Here is a 24,928-nt window from a genome sequence, read left to right on the forward strand (position 1 = left end):
ACGCCGCCGCCGTACGCCGCCCGCACCCCCGCGAACGCGCCGACGACAATGGCCCGATGACCCACCCGCACCCCGCCCCCGCGCTCACCGTCGTCGGCCTGCTCAGCGGCACCTCCTACGACGCCGTGGACGCCGCCGTCTGCGACCTGCGCCTGGCCGGCGACGAACTGCTCCTGCACCCCCGCGGCCTGCACAGCGCCCCGTTCCCTGGCGAACTGCGCCGCGCCGTCGCCGCCTCCCTGCCCCCGGCCGCGACGACGATGGCGGAGGTCTGCCGGCTCGACACCGAACTGGGCCGGTTCTTCGGCCGGGTGGCCGCCGAGGCGGTCGACGCGGTGGCGGGCGGGCGCGCGGACCTCGTGGTCTCGCACGGCCAGACCCTCTACCACTGGGTCGAGGGCCGGCGCGCCCGCGGCACCCTCCAGCTCGGCAACGCCGCCTGGATCGCCGAGGCCACCGGGCTGCCGGTGGTCTCCGACGTCCGCACCCGCGACATCGCCCGCGGCGGCCAGGGCGCCCCGCTCGCCTCCACCCTCGACGCGCTGCTCCTCCTCGGCGAAGGTCCTGGACCGCGGCGCGGGGCGCTGAACCTCGGCGGCATCGCCAACATCACGGTCCGCGGCGGCGCCGGCGAGGTCGTCGCGTACGACCTGGGCCCCGCCAACGCACTCATCGACGCGGCCGTGGCCGACGGCACCGGCGGCGCGGAGACGATGGACACCGACGGCGCGCGAGCGCGGCGCGGCACGGTGGACCGGGAGCTGCTGCGCCGGCTGCTGGCCGAGCCGTACTACGCGCTGGCGGCGCCCAAGTCGACGGGCAAGGAGCTGTTCCACGGGGCGTACCTGCGCGAGCAGGTGGCCGAGACGGGCGCCAGGACCGCGCTGGACGACCTGGTGGCCACCGTCACGGAGCTGACCGCGGAGCTGGTCGCGGCGGCGTGCCGGGAGTACGGGGTCGAGGAGCTGGTCGTCTCCGGCGGCGGGGTGCGCAACCCGGCGCTGATGGCGCGGCTGGCGGAGCTGTGCGCGCCGGCGCTGGTGTCGCGGATGGAGGACCACGGGCTGTCGTCGCAGGGCAAGGAGGGGTATCTCTTCGCGCTGCTCGGCTTTCTGACGGTGTGCGGCCTGCCGGCGTCGGTCCCCTCGGCGACGGGCGCGCGCGAGGCGGCGCTGCTGGGCTCGATCACCCCCGGCGCCCGGCCGCTACGGCTGCCGGAGCCGGCGGCGCAGGCGCCGGTGCGGCTGCGGGTGGTGTGAGGCCGGGGGGCCGGTCAGCGCCGGGCGCTCAGCGCCGCCGCCAGTGCCGCCGTCACCGCCGCCGCGAGGGCGGCGCCCGTCAGGGGCAGCAACGGCAGCGGTACCTCCGCCGCGCGGGAGCCGCTGACCAGGCCGGTCACCGCGGCGTTCGCCGGGGAGCCGGCCGCCACCAGCACCGCCCCCGCGCCGACGAGCGTCGCAGGCACGGTCCACGCCCGGCTGCGCAGCAGCGGCCGGTTGCACAGCGCACCCACCGCCGTCCCCAGCAGCGTGCAGGTCAGCGTCGCCAGCAGCCCCGCGCCCGCGGCCGCCGCGACGGGGACGGCGGTCTCCGAGGCCCGGTCAGAGCCGTGCGCGTCGCTGACGAGCACGACGAAGGCCACGCCCGCCGCACCCAGCGCGCACGCCGCCGCGAACGCCGCGGCCAGGCTTGCCAGATGGGCCCGCGCCGGGCCCGCGGCCGCGGCCAGGCAGGCCCGTGCGGCGGGCGGCTCCACGCCGGTGCAGACCCGCACGAGCCACGCGGCGACCGGCAGCACCGCCGCCGCGGCCACCCCGAGCGAGTCCAGCACCGCCTGCCCGGGCTGGACGCCGACGGCCACGGCCGCCGCGTACACCAGCAGCGGCGGCAGCCAGCGGTGCGACCTGGCGAGCAGGGCGAGTTGGTAGCGCACGAGCGCGGTCACGGCGCCGGGTCCTCCTCCCGCGCGTACGGCAGGGGGTGCACGCCGCGGATGTGCCAGCCGGGGCGTGCGCCGAGCAGCGCCCGCAGCAGGGCGTCGGAGTGCGCGGCGGGCACCGTCAGCCGGCAGCCGCCGCCGGGCAGTTCCTCGCACAGCGGCGCCCCCGGCAGGTCGCCGGGCACGCGCGCGCCCGGCGGCCCGACCGCCTCGACCACCACCGCCGGGGCTCCGCCCGCGGGACGGGCGACGACCCGCCCGCCGCCGGCGCGGTAGGCGGCGTACGGCACGTCCGCCAGCCGCCGCGGGTCGTGGTCGACGAACACCACCGCCCCGCCCGCCGCCAGCCGTTCGGCCACCGCCGCGTCCAGCTCCGCCCGCGCGCCCGCGTCCAGCCCGGTCCACGCCTCGTCGAGCACCAGCAGCTCCGGCTCCGCGAGCAGCGCCTGCGCCACCGCGACCTTCTGGCTGCCGCCCTTCGACAGCTCGTCCAGCGGCGTACGCGCCGACTCCCCCGCCCCGAACCGCGCCAGCCACTCCCCCGCCCGCCGCCGCGCCTCGGCACCGCGCAGCCCCTGCACCCGGCCCAGGTGCGTCAGGTAGCCGAGCGCCGTCAGCGGCAGGGCGGCGGGGAAGCGCTCCGGCACGTACGCCGTGCGCGCGGGGCGGTCGGCGACGCGCCCGGCGCTGGGCAGGTCGATGCCGGCCAGCAGCCGCAGCAGCGTCGACTTGCCGCCGCCGTTGGCCCCTTCGACGCGTACGAGCGCACCCGGCGGCACCCGCAGGTCGACCCCGCGCAGCACCCAGGGGCCGCGTCTGCCGTAGCGCCGCCCGACGCCGTCCAGCCTCATGGACCCGGATGATCCCACGGTGGCCGCACCCGCGGCGACCGCACTGGCGTGCGCCCGGGTGGCCGGATCGCTTACGGTGCACAGGCCGTTGGACTACTTTGTGGGGCTTCAAGCGCGACTGGTGGTGGGAGAGTGCTGATGGGGGACGCAGATGGCGGCGGAAGAGCGCCGGTGATAGACACCACCGTGCCGCAGTCGGCGCGTATCTGGAACTACTGGCTCGGCGGCAGCGACAACTACCGCGTCGACCGGCTCGCGGGTGAGGCGTACGTACGGGCCTCACCCGCCATCGTCGACGTCGCCCGCGCCTCCCGGGCCTTCCTCGCCCGCACCCTGCGCTACCTGGCGGCCGAGGCAGGGACACGCCAGTTCCTCGACATCGGCACCGGGCTGCCGACGGCCCAGAACACGCACGAGGTGGCGCAGGCGGTGCACCCGTCGGCGCGGGTCGTCTACGTCGACAACGACCCGATGGTCCTCGCGCACGCGCGCGCCCTGCTGGTCTCCCGGCCGACCGGGGTGTGCGACTACGTGAACGCCGACGTGCACGACCCGGACGCGGTGCTGGCGAGCGCGGCGAAGACGCTGGACTTCGACGAGCCGGTGGGGCTGGTCCTCAGCGGGATCCTGGGGCACGTCGCGGACTACGACGAGGCGCGCCGGATCGTGATGCGGCTGGTCGGCGCGCTCCCCGCGGGCAGCCATCTGGCGCTCAACGACGGGACGGGCGTGGTGCACCCGGAAGCCAGGCGGGCGCAGGACGCGTACAACAGGAGCGGCGCGGTGCCGTACGTGCTGCGCACGCCGGAGGAGATCGAAGGTTTCTTCACCGGCCTGGAACTGCTGCCGCCCGGTGTCGTGTCGTGCCCGCGGTGGCGGCCGGACGGCGGCGGAGAGCCGGAGCCGCTCGACCTGTTCGGCGGCGTGGGACGGAAGGCGGGAAGCGCATGACGGGAGCGGAGTTCGATCCGGGGTCGGTACGGGCCGTCGCGTTCGACATCTTCGGCACCACCGTCGACTGGCGCACGGGCGTCGCGGAGCAGGTGGCGCACCTGGCGCGGCGGCGCGGCGTGGAGCTGGACGGCGCCGGCTTCGCCGACGAGTGGCGGGAGATGTACCTGCCGTCGATGGGCCGGGTCAACGGCGGCGAGCGGGCGTGGGCGTATCTCGACGTGCTGCACCGCGAGTCGCTGGACGAGCTGCTCGAACGCCACGGCGTCGGCGCCGCCTTCGACGACGCCGACCGCGCCGAGCTGGTACGCGCCTGGCACCGGCTGCCCGCCTGGGAGGACGCGGCCGCGGGCCTTGCGCGGCTGCGCGGCCGGTACGTGGTGGCGGCGCTGTCCAACGGCGGCTTCGCGCTGCTGACCCACCTGGTGAAGGCGGCGGGGCTGCCGTTCGACTGCATCCTCTCCGCCGAGCTGGCGCAGCGCTACAAGCCGGACCCGGCGCCGTATCTGACCGCCGCGCGGCTGCTGGACGTGGCGCCGGGCGAGCTGCTGATGGTGGCGTGCCACGGCTGGGACCTGGCGGGCGCGCGCGGCGCGGGGCTCAGGACGGCGTTCGTCTCCCGCCCGCTGGAGAAGGGCCCGGCGGGCGGGGCGGACGCGGACGTGCCGGGCGATGTCGCGGCGCGGGACTTCACCGGCCTGGCCGACGCGTTGGGCTGTCCGTAACGGCTCCTTCACGCACCGTCCGTCCGTACGAAAGCAATCAGCCACTCGGCGCGGGCTTCGCCTCCGGGGCCAGTTCCTCCCAGGCGACCGTGCGGTCGCACCAGCGCTCCAGCAGCGTCCGGTCGTGCCCCACGGCCAGCAGCGCGGCGCCCGAGGTGCGGCGGTAGTCCTCGACCGCCGCGACCAGCGCCGCGGTGGTGGAGGCGTCGAGCATCGCCGTCATCTCGTCGCACACCAGGATCCGGGGGCGCAACGCCAGCGCGCGGGCGAGGCAGGCGCGTTGGAGCTGGCCGTCGCTGACCTCGTGCGGCCGGCGGGCCAGCAGGTCGGGGGTGAGGCCGACGAGTGCGGCGAGTTCCCCGGTACGGGACGGTGCCTCCGCGCGGCGGCCGGTGGCACGCAGCGGCTCGCCGATCAGGGCGGCCAGCGTCAGCCGCGGGTCGGCGGCGAGGCGGGGCTGCTGGAAGACGACGCCGAAGGCGGTGCGCTGCGCGCGGGGGGCGCGGTGGCGCCAGCCGCGTACGGGCGCGCCGTCGAGCAGCACCTCGCCGGCGTCCGGGCGGTGCAGCAGGGCGGCGACGCGGGCGAGGGTGGACTTGCCGCAGCCGCTGGGGCCGAGGAGCCCGGCGGCCTCGCCGGGGGCGAGGGTGAAGGAGACGTCGCGGACGACGGGGGCGCGGCGGTCGTATCCGGCGGTGACGGCGCGGAGTTGCAGCGGGGGCGGGGCTTCAGCGGGCATCGACGGCCTCCGGCTGCGGGGATCCCGGCTCGTCGCTCCGCGGCGCCGGCACCTGCTGCGCCCCGGCGCTCGCAGGCTTCTCCGGCGGTACGGTCGCGGCGGACAGCGGGTGGTGGCAGGCGACGCCCGCCGTCAGGGCAGGCAGCGCCGCGCAGGCGGCCGTCGTGTACGCGCACCGCGGCGCGAACGCGCAGCCCGGCGGCAGCGCGCCCAGCTCCGGCGGCAGCCCGGGGATCGGCGTGAAGGCGCGCTCCGGGAGGGCGTCGAGGAGGCCGCGGGCGTACGGGTGCCGGGGCCCGGGGGCGCCGAAGAAGGCGGCGGCGTCGGCGAGTTCGACGATCCGCCCGGCGTACATCACCGCCACCCGGTCCGCGATCCGCTCCGCGGCGGCCAGGTCGTGGGTGATCATCAGCAGCCCGTGCCCGTCGTCGACCTGGCGGCGCAGCTCGTCGACGGTGCGCTCGACGAGGTCGCGGTCGAGCCCGGTGGTCGGCTCGTCGGCGAGGAGCAGCGGCGGGCGGCTGACGAGGGCGAGGGCGGTGGCGGCGCGCTGGGCGAGGCCGCCGGAGAGTTCGTGCGGGTAGCGGTCGAGGTGGTCGGCGGGGAACGCGGCCCGCTCCGCGGCCTCTTCCGCGGCCGCGCGCAGCCCCGCCTTGCGGGTGTCCGTCAGCTCGTGGACGACCTCCTGGAGCTGGGAGCGCACGGTCCGTACGGGCGTGAGGTGCGCGGCCGGGGACTGCGGGATGAGGCCGACGCGGCGGCCCCGTACCCGGCGGGCCAGCTCCGCCTCCTCGGCGCCCAGCAGCTCCAGTTCGCCGAGGTGCGCGGTGCCGGCGGTCTCGGCGTTCTCGGGCAGCAGCCCGAGGAGCGCCGAGGCGAGGACGGACTTGCCGCAGCCGCTCTCGCCGACGAGCGCGACGCACTCGCCGGGGGCGAGGGCGAGGGAGACGTCGGTGACGGCCGCGACGTACCGGCCGCGGGGCATCCGGAAGCGGACCGACATCCGGTCGAGGGCCAGCAGCGGCGCGGCGGCGGCGCGGTCCCTGTGGTCGTCGTGTTCGGCGTGGCTGTCGTGGAGTTGGCGATCCGTACGGTCCGTCACAGCGTCAGCTCCGATCGGCGGCGCGGGTTCAGCCGCTCCCGCCACGCGCCGGCCAGGCCGGCGACGGCGAGGGTCGGGATGATGATGAACAGGCCGGGGAAGAGCGTGGGCCACCAGTCCCCCGCCAGCAGCGAGCCGCGCGCGCCCTGGACCATCGCGCCCAGGCTCGCCTGGTGCGGCGGCAGCCCGAGGCCGAGGAACGACAGCGCCGACTCGTGCCAGACGGCGTGCGGCACCATCAGCACCGCCGCGAGCCCCGCCTGCGGCAGCACCCCGGGCACGAGGTGGCGGATCGCGACCCGGGTGCGCGAGGCGCCGCCGGAGACGGCCGCGTCCACGAACGGCCGGCCGCGCAGCGACAGCACCTCGGCACGCACGATGCGGCAGGTCGACACCCAGTGCGTCAGCCCCACGGAGGCGACGACCGGCCACACCCCGGGCTGGAAGAGGGCGACGATGAAGATGCCGAGCAGCAGGTGCGGTACGGAGGCGAAGACGTCCACGAGCCGCATCACGGCCCGGTCGACGTGCCCGCCGAGCGCGCCGGCCAGTGCCCCGACGGCGGTGCCGACGACGGTGGCGACGAGCGCGGCGACCACTCCGACGAGCAGCGAGACGCGCAGCCCGTAGACACAGCGCAGCAGCACGTCGCGGCCGACGTCATCGGTGCCGAAGAGGTGGGAGAGGGACGGGGCGGCGAGCTTGTTGCCGATGTCGACGGCCTGCTGGTCGAGTTGGACCAGCGGCGGTACGACGAGCACCGCCAGCACGGCGAGCGCGACGACCGCGGCGGAGGTGCGGACGCGCAGCGTACGCACCGACTTGCGGCCGGTGCCGCGGGTGCGCCAGCGGGTCGCGTCCGGCGGCCCGGGGGGCGCGCCCGGCTTCCGTACGGCCTCTGGTGCCTCTGGTGCCTCAGCCATCGAAGCCCACTCTCGGGTCGGCGAGTCCGTACAACAGGTCGGACAGCAGGTTGCCGAGGAGCACCGCCGCCGTCGCCAGCACGGTCAGCGCGGCGAGCAGCGGGAAGTCGACGGACGTGGCGGCCTCGACGGTGGCCGCGGCGATCCCCGGCCAGCTGAAGACGGTCTCGATGAGCAGCGCGCCGGTGATCAGCTCCGGCACCCGGGTGCCGATCAGGGTGAGCACGGGCAGCAGCCCGGAGCGCAGCGCGTGCCCCAGCAGCACGGTGCGCTCGGCGAGCCCGCGGGAGCGGGCGCCGCGCACGGGGTCCTCGTCCAGCGCGTCGCCGACGCCCTGGCGGACGTAGAGGACGAACCACGGCATCTGCGAGACGGCGAGCACCGACGCGGGCAGCAGCACGTGCTCGGCGACCTGCCCGAAGGTGACGACGTCCGTGCCGGTGTCGGTGAGTCCGCCGGCCGGCAGCGCGTCGAGCTGGAGCGCGAAAAGCCAGACGGCGAGCAGCCCGAGCCAGAACGGCGGCGCCGCCTCCAGCGCGTACGCGACGGAGGTGACGGCCCGGTCGAGCAGCCCGCCGCGGCGGCGGGCGGCGAGCACGCCGAGCAGCGTGCCGACGACGATGGCGACGGCGAACGCGACCGCGCAGAGCAGCACCGTCCAGCCGATGCGCTCGCCGATGACGTCGGCGACCGGCTGGCGCATGCTGGTCGACTGGCCGAGGTCGCCGGTGACGACGGCGGACAGCCAGTCCCACCAGCGGGTGACGAACGGATCGTCGGCGCCGAGGCTGTCGCGGAGCTGGTCCAGTGCCTCCTCGGAGGCGCTGAACCCGGCGGTGCCCGCGTACGCCTTCACCGGGTCGAACGGCGAGGCGGCGGCGATGGCGAACACCCCGAAGGTGACGGCCAGCAGGACGGGGACGGCGTACAGCAGCCGCCGCCCGGCCATCCGCGTCATCGGGGCCAGCGGCAGCCCGGTCACGACGCGGGCTGCCAGCTCTCGACGTTCCACCAGGGACCGCTGCCGAAGCCGTGCTCGTGCGGCTCGACCTGGGTGGTCAGGCCGCGCCAGGTGTCGGCGATGACGTAGATGTGGTCGATGTGGGTGAGGAAGATGTAGCCCGGGTTCTCGGTGAGTTCCTGCTGCACCTTGTCGTACGCCCGCTTGCGCTCGGCCTTGTCGCCGCTCTCCCTGCCCTCGACGAGGGCGGTGTCGACGTCCTGGTTCTCGTACGAGGCCATGTTGTTGAAGCCCTGGCCGGCCAGCTCGGAGTAGAGCATCGGGTAGAGGTCGAAGTCGGGGTCGGCGGGGCTGCCGCCCCCGGCGAGCACGGCGTCCTCGCCCATCCGCGGCTCGATGACCTCCCACGTGCCGCTCTCCACCCTGGCCTCGATGCCGACCTTCTTGGCGTCGCCGGCGAAGGCGAGGGCGTGCTCCTGGCGGAGCTTGTCGCCGGAGGGGTAGTAGAGGGTGAACGAGGCGCGCTGCCCGTCCTTCTCGCGGATGCCGCCGTCTTCCGCGCGCCAGCCGGCGTCGTCGAGGATCTTCTCGGCCAGCTCGGTGTCGTAGGGGCGCTCGGTGCCCTTGGCGAACCACTCGCTGTCGGTGGGCACAGGACCGTACGCCGCCTTGCCCCGGCCCTCCAGCAGCTTGTCGACCATCGCCCCCCGGTCGACGGCCACGTCGAGCGCGCGGCGGATGGCGATGTCGCCGGTGACGGGGTTGGCCGTGGGCAGCGTGACGGCGCGGTGGTCGGTGGTGGTGGCGGCCAGCGTCTGCTTGCCGTCGTCCTCGGCGAAGGTCTTGGCGAGGTTCGGCGGCAGGATGGCGCCGTCGAGGTCGCCGGAGCGCAGCCGGGTGGCGCGGATGTCGTCGTCGGCGATGATCGCCATGGTCAGCTTCTTCACCTTCGGCTTGCCGCCCCAGTAGCCGGGGTTGGCGGAGAAGGTGAGCTTCTCGCCCCTGCGCCAGTTGTCCAGGACGTACGGTCCTGTGCCGATGGGCTCGGTGTTGAACGCACCGGTGTTGACGTCGCCCTTGCCGGCGACGTGCTCGGGCGCGATGGGCAGCACGGTGCGCTCGGCGAAGGGCGCGTAGGGGTACTTCAGGGTGAAGACGACGGTGTCGTCCCCCTCGGCCTCGACGCTCTCGACGGCTTCCAGGTCGCCCTTGGAGGCGTTGTTGGTGCCGGGGTCGAGGATGGTCTCGTAGGTGAAGACGACGTCGGCGGCGGTGAAGGGCTCGCCGTCGCTGAACGTCACGTCGTCGCGCAGCTCGTACGTGTACGTGGTGCCGCCGTCGGTGATCTCGGGCAGCGCGCGGGCGAGGGCGGGCTTCAGCTCCATGTCGCCGTCGCGGGCGAGGAGGCCGTCGAAGAGCTTGGAGTTGCCGTCCTTGCCGTAGCCGAGGAGCGGGCTGAGGGTGTCGGGCTCGTTGGCGACGCCGATGACGGCGGTGGTGCCGTTCCCGCCGGAGCCGCCGGAGTCGTCGTCGGCGTCCGGGTTCGAGCAGGCGGCGGCCCCCGCGAGCACCGCCGCTGCCGCCGTGACCGAGACCGCTGCGCGTATGCCGCGGACTGACATGCCCACTCCCCTGTTGAAGGCAGACTGTTATTGCGAACAGTTTGCAATTAGAACCCATGATCGGTGTACGGCGCAATGAGGAGTCCACTCCGCGGGCACCCGACGTGCGCACGGTCCGCCAAGGTCAGCGGCCGGTGCCGGACCGAGCGGCCCCGCTCCTTGCGTCGACCGGGTGGCCCGGGGCGGGACACGGCGGGTTTTACGGATATTGCGGGGCATTATGCCCCGTAGCATCCGGTGTCCCGTACCTCACCGGGAAGGACCCCTATGGCGCTCCCCCCGCTGTCCCGCACCCTCGCCGGCGGCGCCTGCCTGGCCGTGCTCGCCGGCTCCGGCTACGGCTGGGCGCTCGCCGCCGCGCCCGCGTCGGGCGCCACGGGCACCAACGTCCTCGTCGTCGGCAGCGACTCGCGCGCCGGGCTGACCGAGGAGGAGAAGAGCCGTTGGCACGCGGGCGGCGCGGCCTGCCGCTGCGCCGACGTCGTCATGGTCGTGCACCTGTCGGCCCACGGCCTGCGCGCGAGCGTCGTCAGTCTCCCCCGCGACTCCTATGTCCCGTTCGCGCCGCACGACGACGGCGCGGGACCCACCGCCCACTCTGGCAAGATCAACACCGTCCTGCAGCACGGCGGTCCTGACCTGCTGACGCGCACCGTGGAGCGCGCCACCGGGCTGGACATCGACCACTATCTGCAGGCGCGCTTCAAGGGCTTCGTCCAGGCGGTCGACGCACTCGGCGGCGCACCGGTATGTACGAAGGAGCCGATGCGCGACAAGAACTCGGGCATCGACCTCAAGCCCGGGAAGCACCACCTCGACGGCGTCGGGGCGCTGCAGTACGTCCGCACCCGGCACCGCGGGCATGGCGACATCGACCGCGTACGCCGCCAGCAGCGGCTGGTCGCCGGCATCGCCGGGCGGCATCTGGCCGCGGGCACGCCGGCGGATCCGCCGAGGCTGGGCGCGCTCGTCGGCGAGGTCGCCCGCGGGCTCCGCCCGGGCCCCCGCACCAGCGTGGCCGACATGCTGGCGCTGGGCTGGAAGGCGCGGGATCTGCGCCTGCGGAACGTGGAGTTCGCGACCGTGCCGCTGGCGAGCATCAGCCACCCGGCGGGCGAGTGGGGCTCGGCGGTGAAGTGGAACGAGGAGCGGGCCCGCGCCATGTTCCGGCGGCTGGCCGCCGACCGCAGGCTGGCACCGGGCGACGAGCGGGGACCGCGCGGCGGCTTCGACTGGACGGGCCGGGTCGCCCCCGGCGACCGTATGGACTGCGACTGACGCACGGGGCGCGCACAACGGGCGGGACAGGGGCGCGCACGCGAGCGGCGCCGCCGGGCATGGGACCGGCGGCGCCGCGGTGCGCGACGGGTCAGAGGACCCGGCGCACGGTCACGTCATCGGCGTTGACGAAGCCGATGCGGTGCCCGATCTGGATGATGTGGTACTTCGTCTTGCCGCGGACCACCGTGCGGTCCCCGGGTGCGGAGCCGTCGAAGGACACGGCGCGGTAGTACTCGCCGGGAACCGTGCCGCCGTAGGAGTACGCCTGGCCGGCCTTGAACTCGTACGGGTGCGCCGAGATCGGCTGGTAGGGGATCTCCGGCGGGTACGCCGCCTGTTCCGGGTACGCCCGGCCGTAGACCGGCACCGACTCCTTGCCCGGCTTGGGCGTGACGATCTTCCCGGCGGTGTAGTCGGCGACCCGCGCGCCCGCCGGGTTGTGGAACCAGCCCTTCAGGCCGTGGTACCAGATCGCCACCCAGTCGCCCTTGCGCCCGGCCACCGCGTACGACTGCCCGGCCGAGGCCCTGCTGCCGACGTCCGAGACGTGCATGTCGGACGCCCGGCCGTCGGGGTGCAGACCGACGTCCGCCAGCAGCGGGGAGTCCGCGTCGGGCTGCGAGTGCAGGATCACCGACGACGAGGGCGCGAGCGGGCACGGCTCCTTCGGGTCGGAGCCCTCCTCGTAGCTGCAGCCGGTGAACTGCGGCTTGTTCTCCGCGAAGTCCGGCTTGATCATCACCATCGACTTCGAGAACCCGCCCGGGCTGCGCAGCGGGGCCTTCAGCAGCTCGAAGTAGCGCTCCCAGTCCCAGTACGGGCCCGGGTCCCAGTGCATGCCGGCGATGTTCGGCGTGGTGGTGCCGGGCACGTTGTCGTGGCCGATGATGTGCGTGCGGTCCAGCGGGATGTCGTACTCGGCCGCCAGGTAGCGCACCAGCGTCGCCGAACTGCGCATCATCGCCTCGGTGTACCAGGTGCCCTGGTCCTTGGCGAAGCCCTCGTGCTCCAGGCCGATGGACTTGGCGTTGATGTTCCAGTTGCCCGCCTGCCAGGCGACGTCCTTGTGCTTGACGTGCTGGGCGATGTGGCCGTCGGAGCTGCGCAGCGTGTACTGCCAGCTCGCCGCGCGCTTGGGGTCCTGGACCAGGTTGATGACACCCGGGTAGCGGCCCTCGGTGTCGTGGATGACGATGTACTCGATCTTCTGGTCGCGCGGCCGGTCGGCTTTGTCGTGGTTGACGTACGCCTGGATGTTGTCCGGGTTGGTCTGGCGGTACGTCGCCGGGATCCACTCGCAGCCGAGCCGGTCCGGGCACTCCACTTCCTCGTCCGCCAGCCGCGGCAGGCCGAGTTCGCCGAGCCACCGCTGCTGCGGCGCCACGGACGGGTCGCCCGCGAGCCGGACGGCGTGGCCGTCGTCGGTGGTGCGGGCGGCGCCGTCGCGGATGGTCGCGTACACCTCGTCGGCGAACGTCGCGGCGTCCTGCTCGTACGCGGCGCCCGCGTACTTCGCCACCGCGCCGTACCAGTCGGCCGGGTCGGCCGAGGCCGGCGCGCCCAGGTCCTCCTGGTACGCGGCCAGCAGCGCGGCGCCGCCGGCGATGTTCTCCGCGGGCTTCGCGCGCAGCGTCGCCGCGTCGGTGCCGGTCAGCTCGGCGGCCGCGTACAGCGTGGTGAGCGCGGGGCCGAACGTCTCGTCGCCGACGGGCCTTTCGGTGTCGCCGCGGGGGTCCTCGGCGGTGCCGCCGTGGTGGTCCTCGGCGAGCACGGTGGGCGCGTCGGTCAGGTGCATGGGGCCGTAGCCGGCGTCGGTGCTCGGCTCGCCGGCGTGGGTGTCCCAGCGGGACTCCAGGTACGACACGCCGAGCAGCACGCTCTCCGGCACGCCGTACTCGTCGGCCGCCGCGGCGTACGCCGCCTGCCGGGTCGCGGGCGCCGCCGCGTCCTCGCCGCCGCCGGCGGCGGCCGGGAGGGACGCCGAGGTCAGCGGCAGCAGCAGGCCGGCGGCGACGGCGGCGGTCGCCCAGGGTCGTCTTCGCAGGTTCACACGCAGGCGGGTGGCTGGGGTGGGAGGCAACGGGACTCCTCAGGGGGTCGGGACGAGGTCGTGCGCGTGCGGTGCGTATCAGGGGTACCGAGTCGGTCACGCGCCCGTCAATCCCTCCCAGGGGCACGAAAGTTGCACGTCAGCCCGGCTGCCGCCCAACTGCGCGGCGGCACTGGTCCAGACCGATGTCGACGGCCGGCCGCGGCTCGGGGCCGCGACCGGCCGCCGTACGACCGCCGGGCCAACCCGCCCGGTCGCCCGGCGGCCGGTCAGGGGGCCCGGCGGCGCCGGGCGAGCCAGGTCTGCGCGATGACGACGACCACCAGGAAGCCGCCGCTGACGACCTGCTGGTAGGCGGAGTCGAGCGAGCCGATCTGGTTGATGACGTTCTGGATCACCTTCAGCAGCAGCACGCCGACCAGCGAGCCGCCGACGAAGCCCATACCGCCGGAGAGCAGCGTGCCGCCGATGACGACCGCGGCGATCGCCTCCAGCTCCATGCCGTAGCCGAGGATGGTCACGCCGGAGTCGAGCCAGGCGGCGTTGAGCGCGCCGGCGAAGCCGGCGAGCAGCCCGTTGAGGGTGTAGACCAGCGTCTTGGTACGGGCCACGGGCGCGCCCATCAGCGCGGCGGCGTCCTCGTTGCCGCCGACGGCGTAGACGTGCTGGCCGAAGCGGGTGCGGCGGAGCAGGACGCCGCCGGCGGCGAAGAGCGCCGCGGTGATCCACACCGGGACGCCGATGCCGAGCAGCTTGCCCTGGCCGAGGTCGGCGAAGAACGAGCCCTCGGCGACGAGGTAGGTGTCGGCGCCCTCGTCGGTGATCGACAGCATCACGCCGCGGGCGCCGAGCATGGCGGCGAGCGTGACGATGAAAGGCGCGAGCCGGAGCCGGGCGATGAGCAACCCGTTGACCAGGCCGAAGAGTCCGCAGACGGCGAGTGGCAGCAGCAGCGCGACCAGGGTGCCGTGGCGTGAGCCCCAGGCGGCGAGCACGCCGCCGAGCACGAACACCGAGCCGACGGACAGGTCGATGCCGCCGGTGATGATGACGAAGGTCATCCCGAGGGCGACGACGGCGAGGAAGGCGGAGGAGACCGCCATGTTCTCGATGTTGCCGGTGGTGGCGAAGGAGTCGAAGGACAGCGAGGCGACGGCGGCGATGGCGATGAGCGCGACCAGCGCGCCGTGCTGCTGCGCGAGGGCGCTCAGCCGCTCGCCCCGCCCGGAGCCCGCGGGCTCCTCCGGGCCGTACGCCACGGCGACGGGTTCGTCTTTCACGACGGTCACCGCTTCCCCCTCTCCCTGGCGGCGTAGACGGCGAGGATGATCACCACGGCCTGGGCGATCTGCGTCCACGACGGCTCCAGGTCGTGCTTGATCAGGGTGGCCGTCAGCAACTGGATGAGCACCGCTCCTGCCACCGTGCCGCCGATGCGGACCCGGCCGCCGGTCAGCGGGGTGCCGCCGACGACGACGGCGGTGATGGCCGACAGCTCCATCAGGTTGCCGAGCGACGTGGGGTCGCTGGCGGACAGCCGGGCGGTGGCCAGGAAGCCGGCGACGGCGGCGAGAACGCCGCAGACGACGTACACCACGATCAGCACCCGGCGCACCGGCAGCCCGGCGAGCTTGGCGGCGGGGCGGCTGTCGCCGATGGCGAGCAACTGGCGGCCGAAGGTGGTGCGGCGGACGACGAAGGCGACGACGAGCGCGAGCGCCACCGCGATCAGCACCACGTACGGCACGCCGGCGAACTCGCCGGAGCCGAGAGTCGCCATGCCCGGGTCGCGGATGTCCTCCAACTGCGGCAGCAGCACCAGCGCGAGCCCCCGGGCGCCGACCATCAGCGCGAGCGTGGCGACGATGGGCTGGACCCCGACGAACGCGATCAGCGAGCCGTTGGCCAGACCGACCGCGGCACCGCCGACGATCGCGACGATCAGCGCGATCCACGGCCCGTACCCCATGTAGAGCGCGACCAGCGAGGTGGACAGGGCCATGACGGAGCCGACGGACAGGTCGACGCCCTCGCTGCCGATGGCCAGCGCCATGCCGAGCGCGACGATGACGACGGGGGCGACCTGGACGGCCTGGGTGCGGAAGTTCTCGGCGGACAGGAAGTGGGGGGTGAAGGCGATGTTGACGAGCAGCAGGAGCGCGACGCCCGCGTAGACGCCGTACTCCTGGAGCCAGCGCAGCACCCGCTCGCGGTCGGCGGGCAGCGCGCGGCGCAGCGTGAGGTCAGCCATGGCCGGCCGCCTCCGCACCGGGCCCGCGGGGCGCCGGGTCCGGTTCTCCACCGGGCTCTGCGGCGGCCGCGATGGCCTCCATGAGTCTGTCCTCGGTGACGTCGTCGCCGGTCAGCTCGCCGACGACGGCGCCGTCCCTGAGCACCACCACGCGGTCGGACCCCTCGATCAGCTCCTCCACGTCGGAGGAGATCAGCAGCACGCCGAGGCCGTCCTCGGCGAGTTCGTCGACGAGCTTCTGCACCTCGGCCTTGGCGCCGACGTCGATGCCGCGCGTCGGCTCGTCCAGCAGCAGCACCTTGGGCTGCATGGCGAGCCAGCGGGCCAGCAGCACCTTCTGCTGGTTGCCGCCGGACAGCTCGCCGACCTTCTGGTGCGGGCTCGCCGCCTTGATGCGCAGCCTGCTGACGAACGTCTCCACGACGGCGTCGATACGGGCCTCGGAGACCAGCCCGTAGCGCGACATGCGCGGCAGCGCGGCCAGCGCGATGTTCTCGCGGACCGAGAGCCCCGGCACGATGCCCTCGGACTTGCGGTCCTCCGGCAGCAGGCTGATGCCGGCGCGGATCGCGGCGGGCGTGGAGCCGGTGCGTACGGGCGCGCCCGCGACGGTGACGCGGCCGGCGCCGAGCGGGAGGGCGCCGGCGATGGCCTTGGCGGTCTCGGTACGTCCCGAGCCCAGGAGTCCGCCGAGGCCGACGACCTCGCCGGGGCGGACGGAGAGCGAGACGTCGTGCAGCTCGTGCCGGCGGGTCAGGCCCTCGGCGCGCAGCACCGGTTCGGCACCGGTGCCGTGATCACCGGTGAACTTGGTCAGGCCCTCGGCGCGCACCTCGCCCATCTCCCGGCCGAGCATGAGGGAGACCAGCCGGAGCCGGTCGAGCCCGGCGAGCGGCCCGGTGTGCACGACGCGGCCGTCGCGGAGCACGGTGACGGTGTCGCAGACGGCGTACAGCTCGTCGAGGCGGTGGCTGACGTAGACGACGGCGACGCCGTCGGCGCGCAGCCGGCCGATGACGCCGAAGAGGGTCTCGACCTCGCGGGGTTCGAGGGAGGAGGTGGGCTCGTCCATGACGACGACGTCGGTGCGGCCGGCCGCGGAGACGGCGCGGGCGAGGGCGACCATCTGCTGGGCGCCGACGCCGAGTTCGGCCAGCGGGCGGCGGACGTCGACGCGGACGCCGTAGTCGAGGAGCATGCGCTCGGACTCGCGGTGCATGCGGCCGAAGTCGATGAGGCCGCCGCGGCGGCGCGGTTCGCGGCCGAGGAGGAGGTTGCGGGCCACGCTCATCAGCGGGATGAGGTTGACCTCTTGGTAGATGGTCGAGATGCCGGCCTGCTGGGCGGCGAGCGGGGTGGCGAAGGACGCCCGCTCGCCGCGGTAGGTCAGCTCGCCCTCGTCGGGCTGGTAGACGCCGGTGAGGACCTTGATGAGGGTGGACTTCCCGGCGCCGTTCTCGCCGACGAGGGCGTGCACCTCGCCGGCGCGGGCGGTGAAGTCGACGCCGTCGAGGGCGAGGACGCCGGGGAAGCGCTTGGTCAGGTCGCGTACGGCCAGGACGGCGGGGCGTTCCGCCGTGCCGTCCCGGGGGGCACGGCCGGCGTCCTCGACGTCCGTGACCTCCTGGGACTCTGCCGGGTGCGGCCCGGCGGACCGGGCGGGCCCGGTGGGCCCGCCCGGCTCGTGCCGCTCGGGCGGCTCGTTCGCTGCGGCCATCGGCGTCAGAACGCCTTGCCGAGGTCGGCCTCGGCGTTGTCGGCGGTGTACTCGCTGTCCTCGATCACGATGTCCTGGCCGACCTCCTCGCCCTTGGTGAAGGCGTCGAGGGTCTCGAAGGCCAGCGGGCCGAAGCGCGGGTTGGACTCGATGACGGAGTCGATCCAGCCGTCGACGATGCCCTGGACGGCGTTGCGGGTGCCGTCGATGGTGACGATCTTGACCGCGCCGGGCTCCTTGCCCGCGCCCTTGAGCGCGTTGACGGCGCCGAGGCCCATCTCGTCGTTCTCGGCGTAGATCCCGGTGATCTCCGGGTTGGACTGGATGAGCTGCTCGGTGACCTGCTGGCCCTTCTCGCGGGCGAACTCGCCGGTCTGCTCGAAGACGACCTCCAGGTCCGGGGCCTTCTCGGCGATCCGGTCCTTGAAGCCCTTGGTGCGCTCGGTGGTGACGTTGTTGCCGGGGGTGCCGAGCAGGATGGCGATCTCACCCTTGCCGCCGGTGGCCTCGATCATCTTGTCCGCGGCCCGCTTGCCCTGCTCGGTGAAGTCGGAGCCGATGAAGCTCACGTAGTCCTTGCAGGGCTCGGCGTTGATCTTCCGGTCGATGGTGACGATGGGGATCTTCTTGTTCGCCGCGGACTTCAGCACCGGGTCCCAGCCGTCGGAGTTCAGCGGGGCGATGACCAGCAGGTCGGCGCCCTTGGCGATGAGGTCCTGGACGTCGCTGATCTGCTTGGAGAACTGCGACTGGGCGTTGGCGGTGAGCAGTTCGATGCCGCGCTCGTCGGCCTCGGCCTTGATCGAGGCGGTCTCGGCGATACGGAACGGGTTGGCTTCCTTCTCGGACTGCGAGAAGCCGACGGTGGCGCCGGCGAGGTCGGTCTCCTCGGCGCCGTAGTCGCCGATCACACAGGTCGGGCCCGAGCCCCCGGAGACCTTCTGCTCGCTGCCCTTGGCCTCCTCGGAGCCGGCGGCGGCGCCGGTGCTCCCCTCGTCGTCGTCCTCGGACTTGGCGCAGCCGGCCGCGAGCGCGAGGCTCGCGCTGAGCGCGACGGCGAGGAGTGTTCTGGCGGCGGTACGGGCGTGCGGCTTCATGGTGATACCCCAATTCGGGCGGTGGAGTACGAGGGCCGGGCCGCTGCGCGGGACCGGAAGAATTCAGGGGATGTTTTACATCGTTGGAAGGGCGCTGTAAACACCTCCCGCAGCACGGATTTGTCCGGCGAAGATCGCCAAGCACCCTGCCCCGTAAGGGACTTGACGCCCCGTCAGGACGGCGGGAGGCAGGCCGGGGCACCCGCCCGGGGGCCGGCCCGGGCGGGGCGTTCCGCGGGGGTCAGCCGCTCACGCGGCCGCGCGTGCTCTCCCGCTCCACCAGCGAGAACGCGGGGTGCATCTCCTGCGACTCGGGCACGCTGCCGTCGCCGTGGGCGGCGTCGAGACGCTTGACGAGGGACTCCACCGCGAGCCTGGCGATAGCCTGCTTGTCGGGCGCGATGGTGGTCAGCGTGACGGCCCCGTAGCGGCTCTCGGTGATGTCGTCGAAGCCGACCACCGCCACGTCCTCCGGCACCCGCAGCCCGCGCTCCGACATCACCCGCATCGCGCCGATGGCGATCAGGTCGTTGTACGCGAAGACCGCGTCCGGCCGCTGCCCGGAGTCCAGCAGCGCCGCCATGGTGACCGCGCCGTCCGCCCGCTCCCAGCCCTCGGTGTACGCCACCAGCGCCTCGTCGACCGGCACGCCGCGGTCCGCCAACTCCGCCCGCCAGCCGAGAAGTCGCAGGTGAGCAGGTTGGTGGGCGCGGTCCTCGCGGGCGCCGAGGAACGCGATGCGGCGCCGGCCGAGGTCCAGCAGATGGCCGACCGCCTGCCGGGCCGCGGCGATGTTGTCGATCGCGATGTGGTCGTACGGCAGGTCGTAGCGCCGCTCGCCGAGCAGCACCAGCGGGCTCTCCTCGGCCCGGCCGCGCAGATCCTCGGTGTCCAGCTCCAGCGGGCTGAGGATCAACCCGTCCATCACCCGGGCCCGGAAGCCCTGGGTAACGAGCAGCTCCAGCTCGCGCCGGCCCTGGGTGTGGTCGAGCAGGACGGTGAAGTCGTGCCGGGCGGCCTCGTCGATGACGTGCCCCGCCAGCTCGGCGAAGTAGGGGTTGCCCAGCTCGGGCACGGCGAGCGCGATGATGCCCGTACGGCCTTTGCGCAGGTGGCGGGCGGTGAGGTTGGGGCGGTAACCCAGCTCGTCGATCGCCTGCTGCACCCGCGCCCGCATCGCCGGCGTGACGTGCGGATAGTTGTTGACCACGTTCGAGACGGTCTTCACCGACACGCCCGCCCGCTCGGCCACATCCTTCAGGCTGACTCTCAACGCGTTCCTCCTACGCCGTTTGGTCATGCACTGGACACAACGCAGGAGGCGTGCTGTCATGCCAACTGCCCTTGTTTCCAACGTTATACAAGACGCCCGGGGGCAAAGGGCAGCCCCAGCACCCGCATTCTCCGACTTCCGGAGGTACCCGTGCACCCCTCGCTCAGACGCGTACGGCGGCGACTACTCCGCTGGCCGACGCCCATCCTCGCGGCCCTCGCCCTGACCCTGGTCCCCGCCGGTCCCGGCTTCTCGGCCACGAGCGACGACCGCCCGGCCGCCGCCGAGGCCGCCGACTCCCGCGCAGCCGCGGAGGTCCACGGCCTCAAAGGCGAGTACTACACCCACAGCGCCCCCGGCACGTTCGACTTCGACCAGTTGAAGGCCACCGCCTTCGACCCGTCGCTCGACTTCGACAACCTGGAGCCGCGCCTCGCGGCCCGCGCCGGCCAGGCCGACAACGTCAGCGTCCGCTGGACCGGCGGGATCACCCCCGAGGTCTCCGGCGCGCACACCTTCCACGTCAGCGCGGACAACGGTTTCCGGCTGTGGGTGGACGGCGAGATCGTCATCGACCACTGGATCGACGACTGGGACAAGGAACAGACCTCGCAGCCCGTGACCCTGGAGGCGGGCCGCACGTACGACATCAAGGTGGAGTACTTCGAGCACCACGGCGGCTCGAACTTCCACCTGCGCTGGACCAAGCCCGCCGCCCAGAAGGAGGCCGTGCCGCAGTCCGCGTTCACGCTCCCCGGGGACTTCGACTACACCGGCCCCACCGACGTCGCCGTGCAGCCCGACGGCCGCACGCTGACCATGGACTTCGCCCAGCCGCTCGCCGCGCCCCCGGCGACGTTCGACGAGCATCTGGAGACCGTCATCGGCGGCGCCGACTGGCCGCGGGCCGCGGCCGAGCTGGACCCCGACGACCCCTCGCGGCTGATCGTCCCGCTCGACGAGCCGGTGGTCGGCCAGGGCGGCTCCGCCGACGTGCGCTACGACGGCGAGGGCGGACTGACCGGCGCCGACGGCTCCGACATCGGCGAGTTCTGGACCTCGGGGGCGAACGACTCCGAGTACCAGTTGCGGACGAAGTGGGCCGACGACGTCGACGAGGACGCCCCGCTCCCGGAGTACCCGCGCCCGCAGCTCACCCGCGAGGACTGGCAGAGCCTCAACGGCACCTGGCAGTTCGCCGGCGCCACGGAGGGCGAGAGCCCGCCGTTCGGCCGCACGCTGGACGAGAAGATCGTCGTGCCCTATCCGGTCGAGTCCGAGCTGTCCGGGGTCCAGCGGCACGAGGAGCGCATGTGGTACAAGCGCACCTTCACCGTGCCGCATGACTGGCGCGTCGGCCAGGGCGGCGAGCGGCTCCAGCTCAACTTCGACGCTGTCGACTGGAAGGCCGACGTCTGGCTCAACGGCAAGCAGGTCGCGTCCCACAAGGGCGGCTACGACCGGTTCAGCGCCGACGTCACCCGGGCCCTGCGCAGCGGCGGCAAGCAGGAGCTGATCGTCGGGGTCTACGATCCGACCGACTCCGCCGACGGCGAGAACCCGCCGATGGGCAAGCAGCGGCTGTCGCCCAGCGGCATCTGGTACACCTCCTCCTCCGGCATCTGGCAGTCCGTGTGGATGGAGCCGGTGCCCACCGACCGCGCCGAGGACCTGAAGATCACCCCCGACGTGGCCGGCGAGCAGGCCGCCGTCCAGGTACGCGGCGTCCGCGACGGCGTGCCGGTCACCGCCACCGCGTACGACGGCCGCCGCGAGGTCGGCACCGCCACCGGGAAGACCGGCGAGCCCCTGACCGTGCCCGTGCCCGACCCGAAGCTGTGGTCCCCCGACGACCCGCACCTGTACGACCTGAAGGTGACGGTCGGCGCCGGTGCCTCCGCCGACCAGGTGCGCGGCTACTTCGGCATGCGGACCGTGGGCGTCGAGACGATCGACGGTCAGCAACGGATGACGCTCAACGGCGAGCCGGTGTTCGCCATGGCCACCCTCGACCAGGGCTTCTGGCCCGAGGGCATCCACACCGCGCCCACCGACAAGGCGCTGAAGTACGACCTCGACATGCACAAGGAGATGGGCTTCAACTCCGTGCGCAAGCACATCAAGGTCGAGCCGGACCGGTGGTTCTACCACGCCGACAAGCTGGGCCTGCTGGTGTGGCAGGACATGCCGTCGATGAACACCAAGACGCCCTCGCAGAGCTCCCGCACCCAGTTCGAGCACGAGCTGAAGGAGATGATCGAGCAGCACGACAGCCACCCGTCGGTGGTCATGTGGGTGACGTTCAACGAGGGCTGGGGCCAGTACGACCAGGCCCGTATCGCCGACTACGCCAAGGAGCTGGACCCGACGCGGCTGGTCAACAACATGAGTGGCCACAACTGCTGCGGAGCGGTCGACGGCGGCAACGGCGACATCTCCGACGCGCACGGTTATCCGAGCGCGCAACTGCCCAAGCCCGACGGCACGCGCGCGCTCGTCAGCGGCGAGTACGGCGGCCTCGGGCTGGCCATCCCCGGCAACGCCTGGCCGGTGCGGCACACCTACGTGGGCGTCGACCGCGAGGCGTACACCGAGGAGTACCTGATCAAGCTGGCCGAAGTCGAGCGGTTCGCCGCCTGCAACGGGAGCAGCGGCGCCGTCTACACCCAGATCACGGATGTGGAGGGCGAGCTGAACGGACTGCTCACCTACGACCGCAAGGTCCTCAAGCCCGATGTGGAACGCATCAGGGCCGCCCATGAGGCGCTGATCGAGGGGGCCGCAGACGGCACCCTCACCTGCGACGCCTCCTGACGCACCGCCCGTTCCCCGCACCCCCGGCCGCGGCGCCCGCCGCGGCCGGGGCCGGGGGGCGGGCCCGCCGCCCGGCCCCGCCGGGCGTTCCCGAGCACCAAGCGCCAGGCACCGACATGCCTCCTCCGGTCAACTACCCGGCCGTGAAGGGCCGGGCTTGCGGGTGGGGTCCCACTGGCTGTGGGGTGACCTCCCGCGTCTGAGCCATTCAGCCGGTTGGCCGGGCGGCTGGGGCGCGTGACTCACGCCCCGCAGTCCACACGCTCTCGCCCCTACGGGCAAGGACGTGGGAGGCGTTCCGGTCGGCGTGCGCAACGACGCCGCACGACCGGCATGCGAATCGGGCCTGGGAGATACGGTTTCGCCGGTCGACATGCCCGCACTGGGCGCATTCCGTCGAGGAGCAGGCGGGATCGACCCACGCGAGCGGCGACTTCCCGCACTTCGCCGTGCACGCCACCACCCCGTGGAACTACGCCCTGGCCCCCGACGCCCCGGCGGGCCTCGCGTTCCACCGCGACGACGGGCCGGTGACCGGCGACCCGTTCACCCACGAACACACCCCGGTGCGCATCACCGCGCCCGCGCGCCGGCTGCCGGAGTGGGTCGCCGACCGGCAGCGCGTCGTCGCGCCGCTGCAGCAGAGCCCGGCCCGTAGTACGGAGGCGCCGGAGACGGTGACGCTGATCCCGATGGGCGCGGCCCGGCTGCGGATCACGGCGTTCCCGACCGCCGGCCCGGACGGCACGCCGTGGACACCGGAGCCCCCGTACCACCGGGTGCAGAACAAGCACAGCGGCAAGGTGCTGGCGGTCGACCGGATGTCGCTGTCGGACGGCGCGCGGGTCCACCAGTTCGACAACTCGGGCACGTCCGACCACTCCTGGCAGTTGCGGGAGCGGGGCGACGGGCTGCTGGTGATCCGCAACGGGCACAGCGGCAAGGTGCTCGCCGTCGACGGCGGCTCGACGGCGAACAGCGCGCCCGTCGTGCAGTACGAGGACGACGGCGCGCCGGACCACCTGTGGCGGATCGTGCCCGACGCGGACGGCTGGTTCCGCATCCGCAACGAGCACAGCGGCAAGGTGCTCGGCGTGGACGGCATGTCGACGGCGAACAGCGCGCAGGTGGTGCAGTACGACGACAACGGCACCGCGGACCACCTGTGGCGGCTGGTCGCGGCGCCGGCCTGACGCGCGCCGGGTGACGCGCGGGCGGCCGGGCCGGCATGCGGATTCCGGCCGTCCGCGCGCGTAGCGTGGGCCCATGAGCAATCTGGACATGAAGCCCCCGGTCGCCGCCTGCGGCGGCCGGGCGGACGTGACGGCGGAGCCGGTGCGCGAGGTGCTGGAGGCGCGCCACATGCCGCTGGGCGAGAGCACGGTGGTGCGGCGGCTGCTGCCGAACCTCGGCCGGCGGATGGTCGGCGCCTGGTGCTTCGTCGACCACTACGGCCCCGACGACATCGCGGGCGAGCCGGGGATGCAGGTGCCGCCGCACCCGCACACCGGGCTGCAGACCGTGAGCTGGCTGCACGACGGCGAGGTCCTGCACCGCGACAGCCTGGGCAGCCTGCAGACAGTGCGGCCGCGGGAGCTGGGGCTGATGACCGCGGGGCGGGCCATCGCCCACTCGGAGGAGTCGCCGCGCGACCACTCGCGGCTGCTCCACGGCGCTCAGCTGTGGGTCGCGCTCCCCGACGCCCACCGCGCCACCGCGCCCGCCTTCGAGCACCACGCGGAGCTGCCGCACGTGGCCGGCGGCGGCCTGTCGGCGACGGTCATCCTCGGCGAGCTGGCCGGCGCGGCGTCCCCGGGGACGACGTACACGCCGATCGTCGGCGCCGACGTCACCCTGGCGGCGGGCACGGAGGCGCGGCTGCCGGTGGAGCCCGACTACGAGTACGCGGCGCTGACGATGTCCGGCGAGGCGGAGGTCGACGGGCTGCGGCTCGCCCCGGAGTCCATGGTCTACCTGGGCTGCGGCCGTACGGAGCTGCCGCTGCGGGCCGATGTGGACAGCTCGCTGATGCTGCTGGGCGGCGAGCCGTTCGCGGAGCGGATCGTGATGTGGTGGAACTTCGTGGGCCGCCACCACGACGAGATCGACCGGGCCCGTACGGAGTGGATGAGCGGCACCGGCTTCGGCGAGGTCCACGGCTACGAAGGCCCCCGGCTGGAGGCGCCGCCGCTGCCGCCGACCCCCCTCAAGCCGCGCTGAGCGCCCGGCCGTTCACCCGCCGCCGTGCCCGTACGGGCACGGCGGCGGGGCACGTTATGGGCCCCGCTGCCGGGGGAACAACGGGGCCCGAACAGAAGACTACGCGTCAGTAGCGCTGTTGCGAAGCGGTTCCCCCGCGCCTGGGCATAATCCGGCCACCTGCGTCGATGGCCGTTCAGGCATACGGGACCCGCCGCGCGCCGGGACACGGGCACGGACCCCATGGCGAACCGGGATCAAGACGCCCAATGCACAGAAGTGCCGCTTCCCGGAACCTTCTGCCCACCGCCGCGGAGGACCGACAGCCCGTGAGCACCCACGACGCGGAGAACATCGGAGGCCCCGGCGGCGAGCCGCGGTCCCGCCCCGGGGCGCCGTGCGCGGCGTGGCCGAGGTCCTGCTGCGGCAGCGC

At 73.8% G+C, this 24,928-nt stretch carries 20 protein-coding genes and 1 pseudogene; 7 read left to right on the forward strand and 14 right to left on the reverse strand.

Going from position 1 to position 24,928, the window contains the following annotated elements; all coding sequences use genetic code 11:
* The first annotated feature begins 56 nt into the window (after window positions 1–56).
* Window positions 57–1,259: an anhydro-N-acetylmuramic acid kinase gene (locus tag OG946_RS03690; RefSeq protein ID WP_326794729.1), complete on the forward strand. Its 1,203-nt coding sequence runs from the start codon at window positions 57–59 to the stop codon at window positions 1,257–1,259.
* 14 nt (window positions 1,260–1,273) lie between these two features.
* Here OG946_RS03690 and OG946_RS03695 read toward each other — a convergent pair whose 3' ends face one another.
* Together OG946_RS03695 and OG946_RS03700 are read right to left on the reverse strand one after the other, a co-directional pair.
* Window positions 1,274–1,945: an ABC transporter gene (locus OG946_RS03695; RefSeq protein WP_326794730.1), complete on the reverse strand. Its 672-nt coding sequence runs from the start codon at window positions 1,943–1,945 to the stop codon at window positions 1,274–1,276.
* Entirely contained in the window at window positions 1,942–2,790 is an 849-nt protein-coding gene (locus tag OG946_RS03700) for an ATP-binding cassette domain-containing protein (RefSeq protein WP_326794731.1), read from the reverse strand. The genes OG946_RS03695 and OG946_RS03700 overlap by 4 nt, the downstream gene beginning before the upstream one ends.
* Before the next feature lie 138 nt (window positions 2,791–2,928).
* Here OG946_RS03700 and OG946_RS03705 point away from each other — a divergent pair, with 138 nt between their 5' ends.
* Entirely contained in the window at window positions 2,929–3,741 is an 813-nt protein-coding gene (locus OG946_RS03705; protein WP_326794732.1) for an SAM-dependent methyltransferase, read from the forward strand.
* Complete coding sequence (locus OG946_RS03710) at window positions 3,738–4,466, forward strand: haloacid dehalogenase type II (RefSeq protein ID WP_326794733.1); 729 nt, start codon at window positions 3,738–3,740, stop codon at window positions 4,464–4,466. Before OG946_RS03705 ends, OG946_RS03710 begins: the two co-directional genes overlap by 4 nt.
* A 37-nt stretch (window positions 4,467–4,503) precedes the next feature.
* Here the strand turns inward: OG946_RS03710 and OG946_RS03715 are convergent, their stop codons facing one another.
* From OG946_RS03715 to OG946_RS03735, 5 genes are all read right to left on the reverse strand, one after another.
* Complete coding sequence (locus OG946_RS03715; protein ID WP_326794734.1) at window positions 4,504–5,205, reverse strand: ABC transporter ATP-binding protein; 702 nt, start codon at window positions 5,203–5,205, stop codon at window positions 4,504–4,506.
* Window positions 5,195–6,208 (reverse strand): ABC transporter ATP-binding protein, encoded by a 1,014-nt coding sequence (locus OG946_RS03720; RefSeq protein ID WP_326800134.1) that lies wholly within the window; start codon window positions 6,206–6,208, stop codon window positions 5,195–5,197. The genes OG946_RS03715 and OG946_RS03720 overlap by 11 nt, the downstream gene beginning before the upstream one ends.
* 95 nt (window positions 6,209–6,303) lie before the next feature.
* Entirely contained in the window at window positions 6,304–7,230 is a 927-nt protein-coding gene (locus tag OG946_RS03725; protein WP_326794735.1) for an ABC transporter permease, read from the reverse strand.
* Window positions 7,223–8,188, reverse strand: a complete 966-nt coding sequence (locus OG946_RS03730; protein WP_326800135.1) for an ABC transporter permease — start codon at window positions 8,186–8,188, stop codon at window positions 7,223–7,225. Before OG946_RS03730 ends, OG946_RS03725 begins: the two co-directional genes overlap by 8 nt.
* Window positions 8,189–8,208: 20 nt before the next feature.
* Complete coding sequence (locus tag OG946_RS03735; RefSeq protein WP_326794736.1) at window positions 8,209–9,813, reverse strand: ABC transporter substrate-binding protein; 1,605 nt, start codon at window positions 9,811–9,813, stop codon at window positions 8,209–8,211.
* A gap of 267 nt (window positions 9,814–10,080) precedes the next feature.
* Between OG946_RS03735 and OG946_RS03740 the strand changes: the two genes are divergently transcribed.
* On the forward strand, window positions 10,081–11,091 hold the full coding sequence (locus OG946_RS03740) for an LCP family protein (RefSeq protein WP_326794737.1): 1,011 nt from the start codon (window positions 10,081–10,083) through the stop codon (window positions 11,089–11,091).
* A 91-nt stretch (window positions 11,092–11,182) separates the two neighbouring features.
* Here OG946_RS03740 and OG946_RS03745 read toward each other — a convergent pair whose 3' ends face one another.
* The 6 genes from OG946_RS03745 to OG946_RS03770 form a co-directional block, all read right to left on the reverse strand.
* A complete protein-coding gene (locus tag OG946_RS03745; RefSeq protein ID WP_326794738.1) occupies window positions 11,183–13,174 on the reverse strand; it encodes an N-acetylmuramoyl-L-alanine amidase in 1,992 nt (663 codons plus the stop codon).
* Window positions 13,175–13,413: 239 nt separating this feature from the next.
* On the reverse strand, window positions 13,414–14,433 hold the full coding sequence (locus tag OG946_RS03750; protein ID WP_326794739.1) for an ABC transporter permease: 1,020 nt from the start codon (window positions 14,431–14,433) through the stop codon (window positions 13,414–13,416).
* A complete protein-coding gene (locus OG946_RS03755) occupies window positions 14,430–15,395 on the reverse strand; it encodes an ABC transporter permease (protein ID WP_326794740.1) in 966 nt (321 codons plus the stop codon). The genes OG946_RS03750 and OG946_RS03755 overlap by 4 nt, the downstream gene beginning before the upstream one ends.
* Window positions 15,388–17,112: a sugar ABC transporter ATP-binding protein gene (locus tag OG946_RS03760; RefSeq protein ID WP_326794741.1), complete on the reverse strand. Its 1,725-nt coding sequence runs from the start codon at window positions 17,110–17,112 to the stop codon at window positions 15,388–15,390. Before OG946_RS03760 ends, OG946_RS03755 begins: the two co-directional genes overlap by 8 nt.
* Window positions 17,113–17,117: 5 nt before the next feature.
* Entirely contained in the window at window positions 17,118–18,209 is a 1,092-nt protein-coding gene (locus OG946_RS03765; RefSeq protein WP_326794742.1) for an ABC transporter substrate-binding protein, read from the reverse strand.
* A 241-nt stretch (window positions 18,210–18,450) separates the two neighbouring features.
* A complete protein-coding gene (locus OG946_RS03770) occupies window positions 18,451–19,482 on the reverse strand; it encodes a LacI family DNA-binding transcriptional regulator (RefSeq protein WP_326794743.1) in 1,032 nt (343 codons plus the stop codon).
* Window positions 19,483–19,686: 204 nt separating this feature from the next.
* Between OG946_RS03770 and OG946_RS03775 the strand changes: the two genes are divergently transcribed.
* Window positions 19,687–22,296: a PA14 domain-containing protein gene (locus tag OG946_RS03775; protein WP_442814584.1), complete on the forward strand. Its 2,610-nt coding sequence runs from the start codon at window positions 19,687–19,689 to the stop codon at window positions 22,294–22,296.
* A 208-nt stretch (window positions 22,297–22,504) separates the two neighbouring features.
* Here OG946_RS03775 and OG946_RS03780 read toward each other — a convergent pair whose 3' ends face one another.
* The gene (locus OG946_RS03780) at window positions 22,505–22,759 is read right to left on the reverse strand and encodes a zinc ribbon domain-containing protein (RefSeq protein WP_442814259.1); all 255 of its coding nucleotides are present in this window, start codon (window positions 22,757–22,759) and stop codon (window positions 22,505–22,507) included.
* Here OG946_RS03780 and OG946_RS03785 point away from each other — a divergent pair.
* Window positions 22,722–23,489 (forward strand): annotated as a pseudogene (locus tag OG946_RS03785) (RICIN domain-containing protein); the annotation flags it as partial. The gene OG946_RS03780 and the pseudogene OG946_RS03785 overlap by 38 nt on opposite strands.
* A gap of 73 nt (window positions 23,490–23,562) precedes the next feature.
* Window positions 23,563–24,516: a pirin family protein gene (locus tag OG946_RS03790; RefSeq protein WP_326794744.1), complete on the forward strand. Its 954-nt coding sequence runs from the start codon at window positions 23,563–23,565 to the stop codon at window positions 24,514–24,516.
* Window positions 24,517–24,928: the final 412 nt, after the last annotated feature.

The organism is Streptomyces sp. NBC_01808 (genome assembly GCF_035917395.1).
GTDB lineage: Bacteria > Actinomycetota > Actinomycetes > Streptomycetales > Streptomycetaceae > Streptomyces.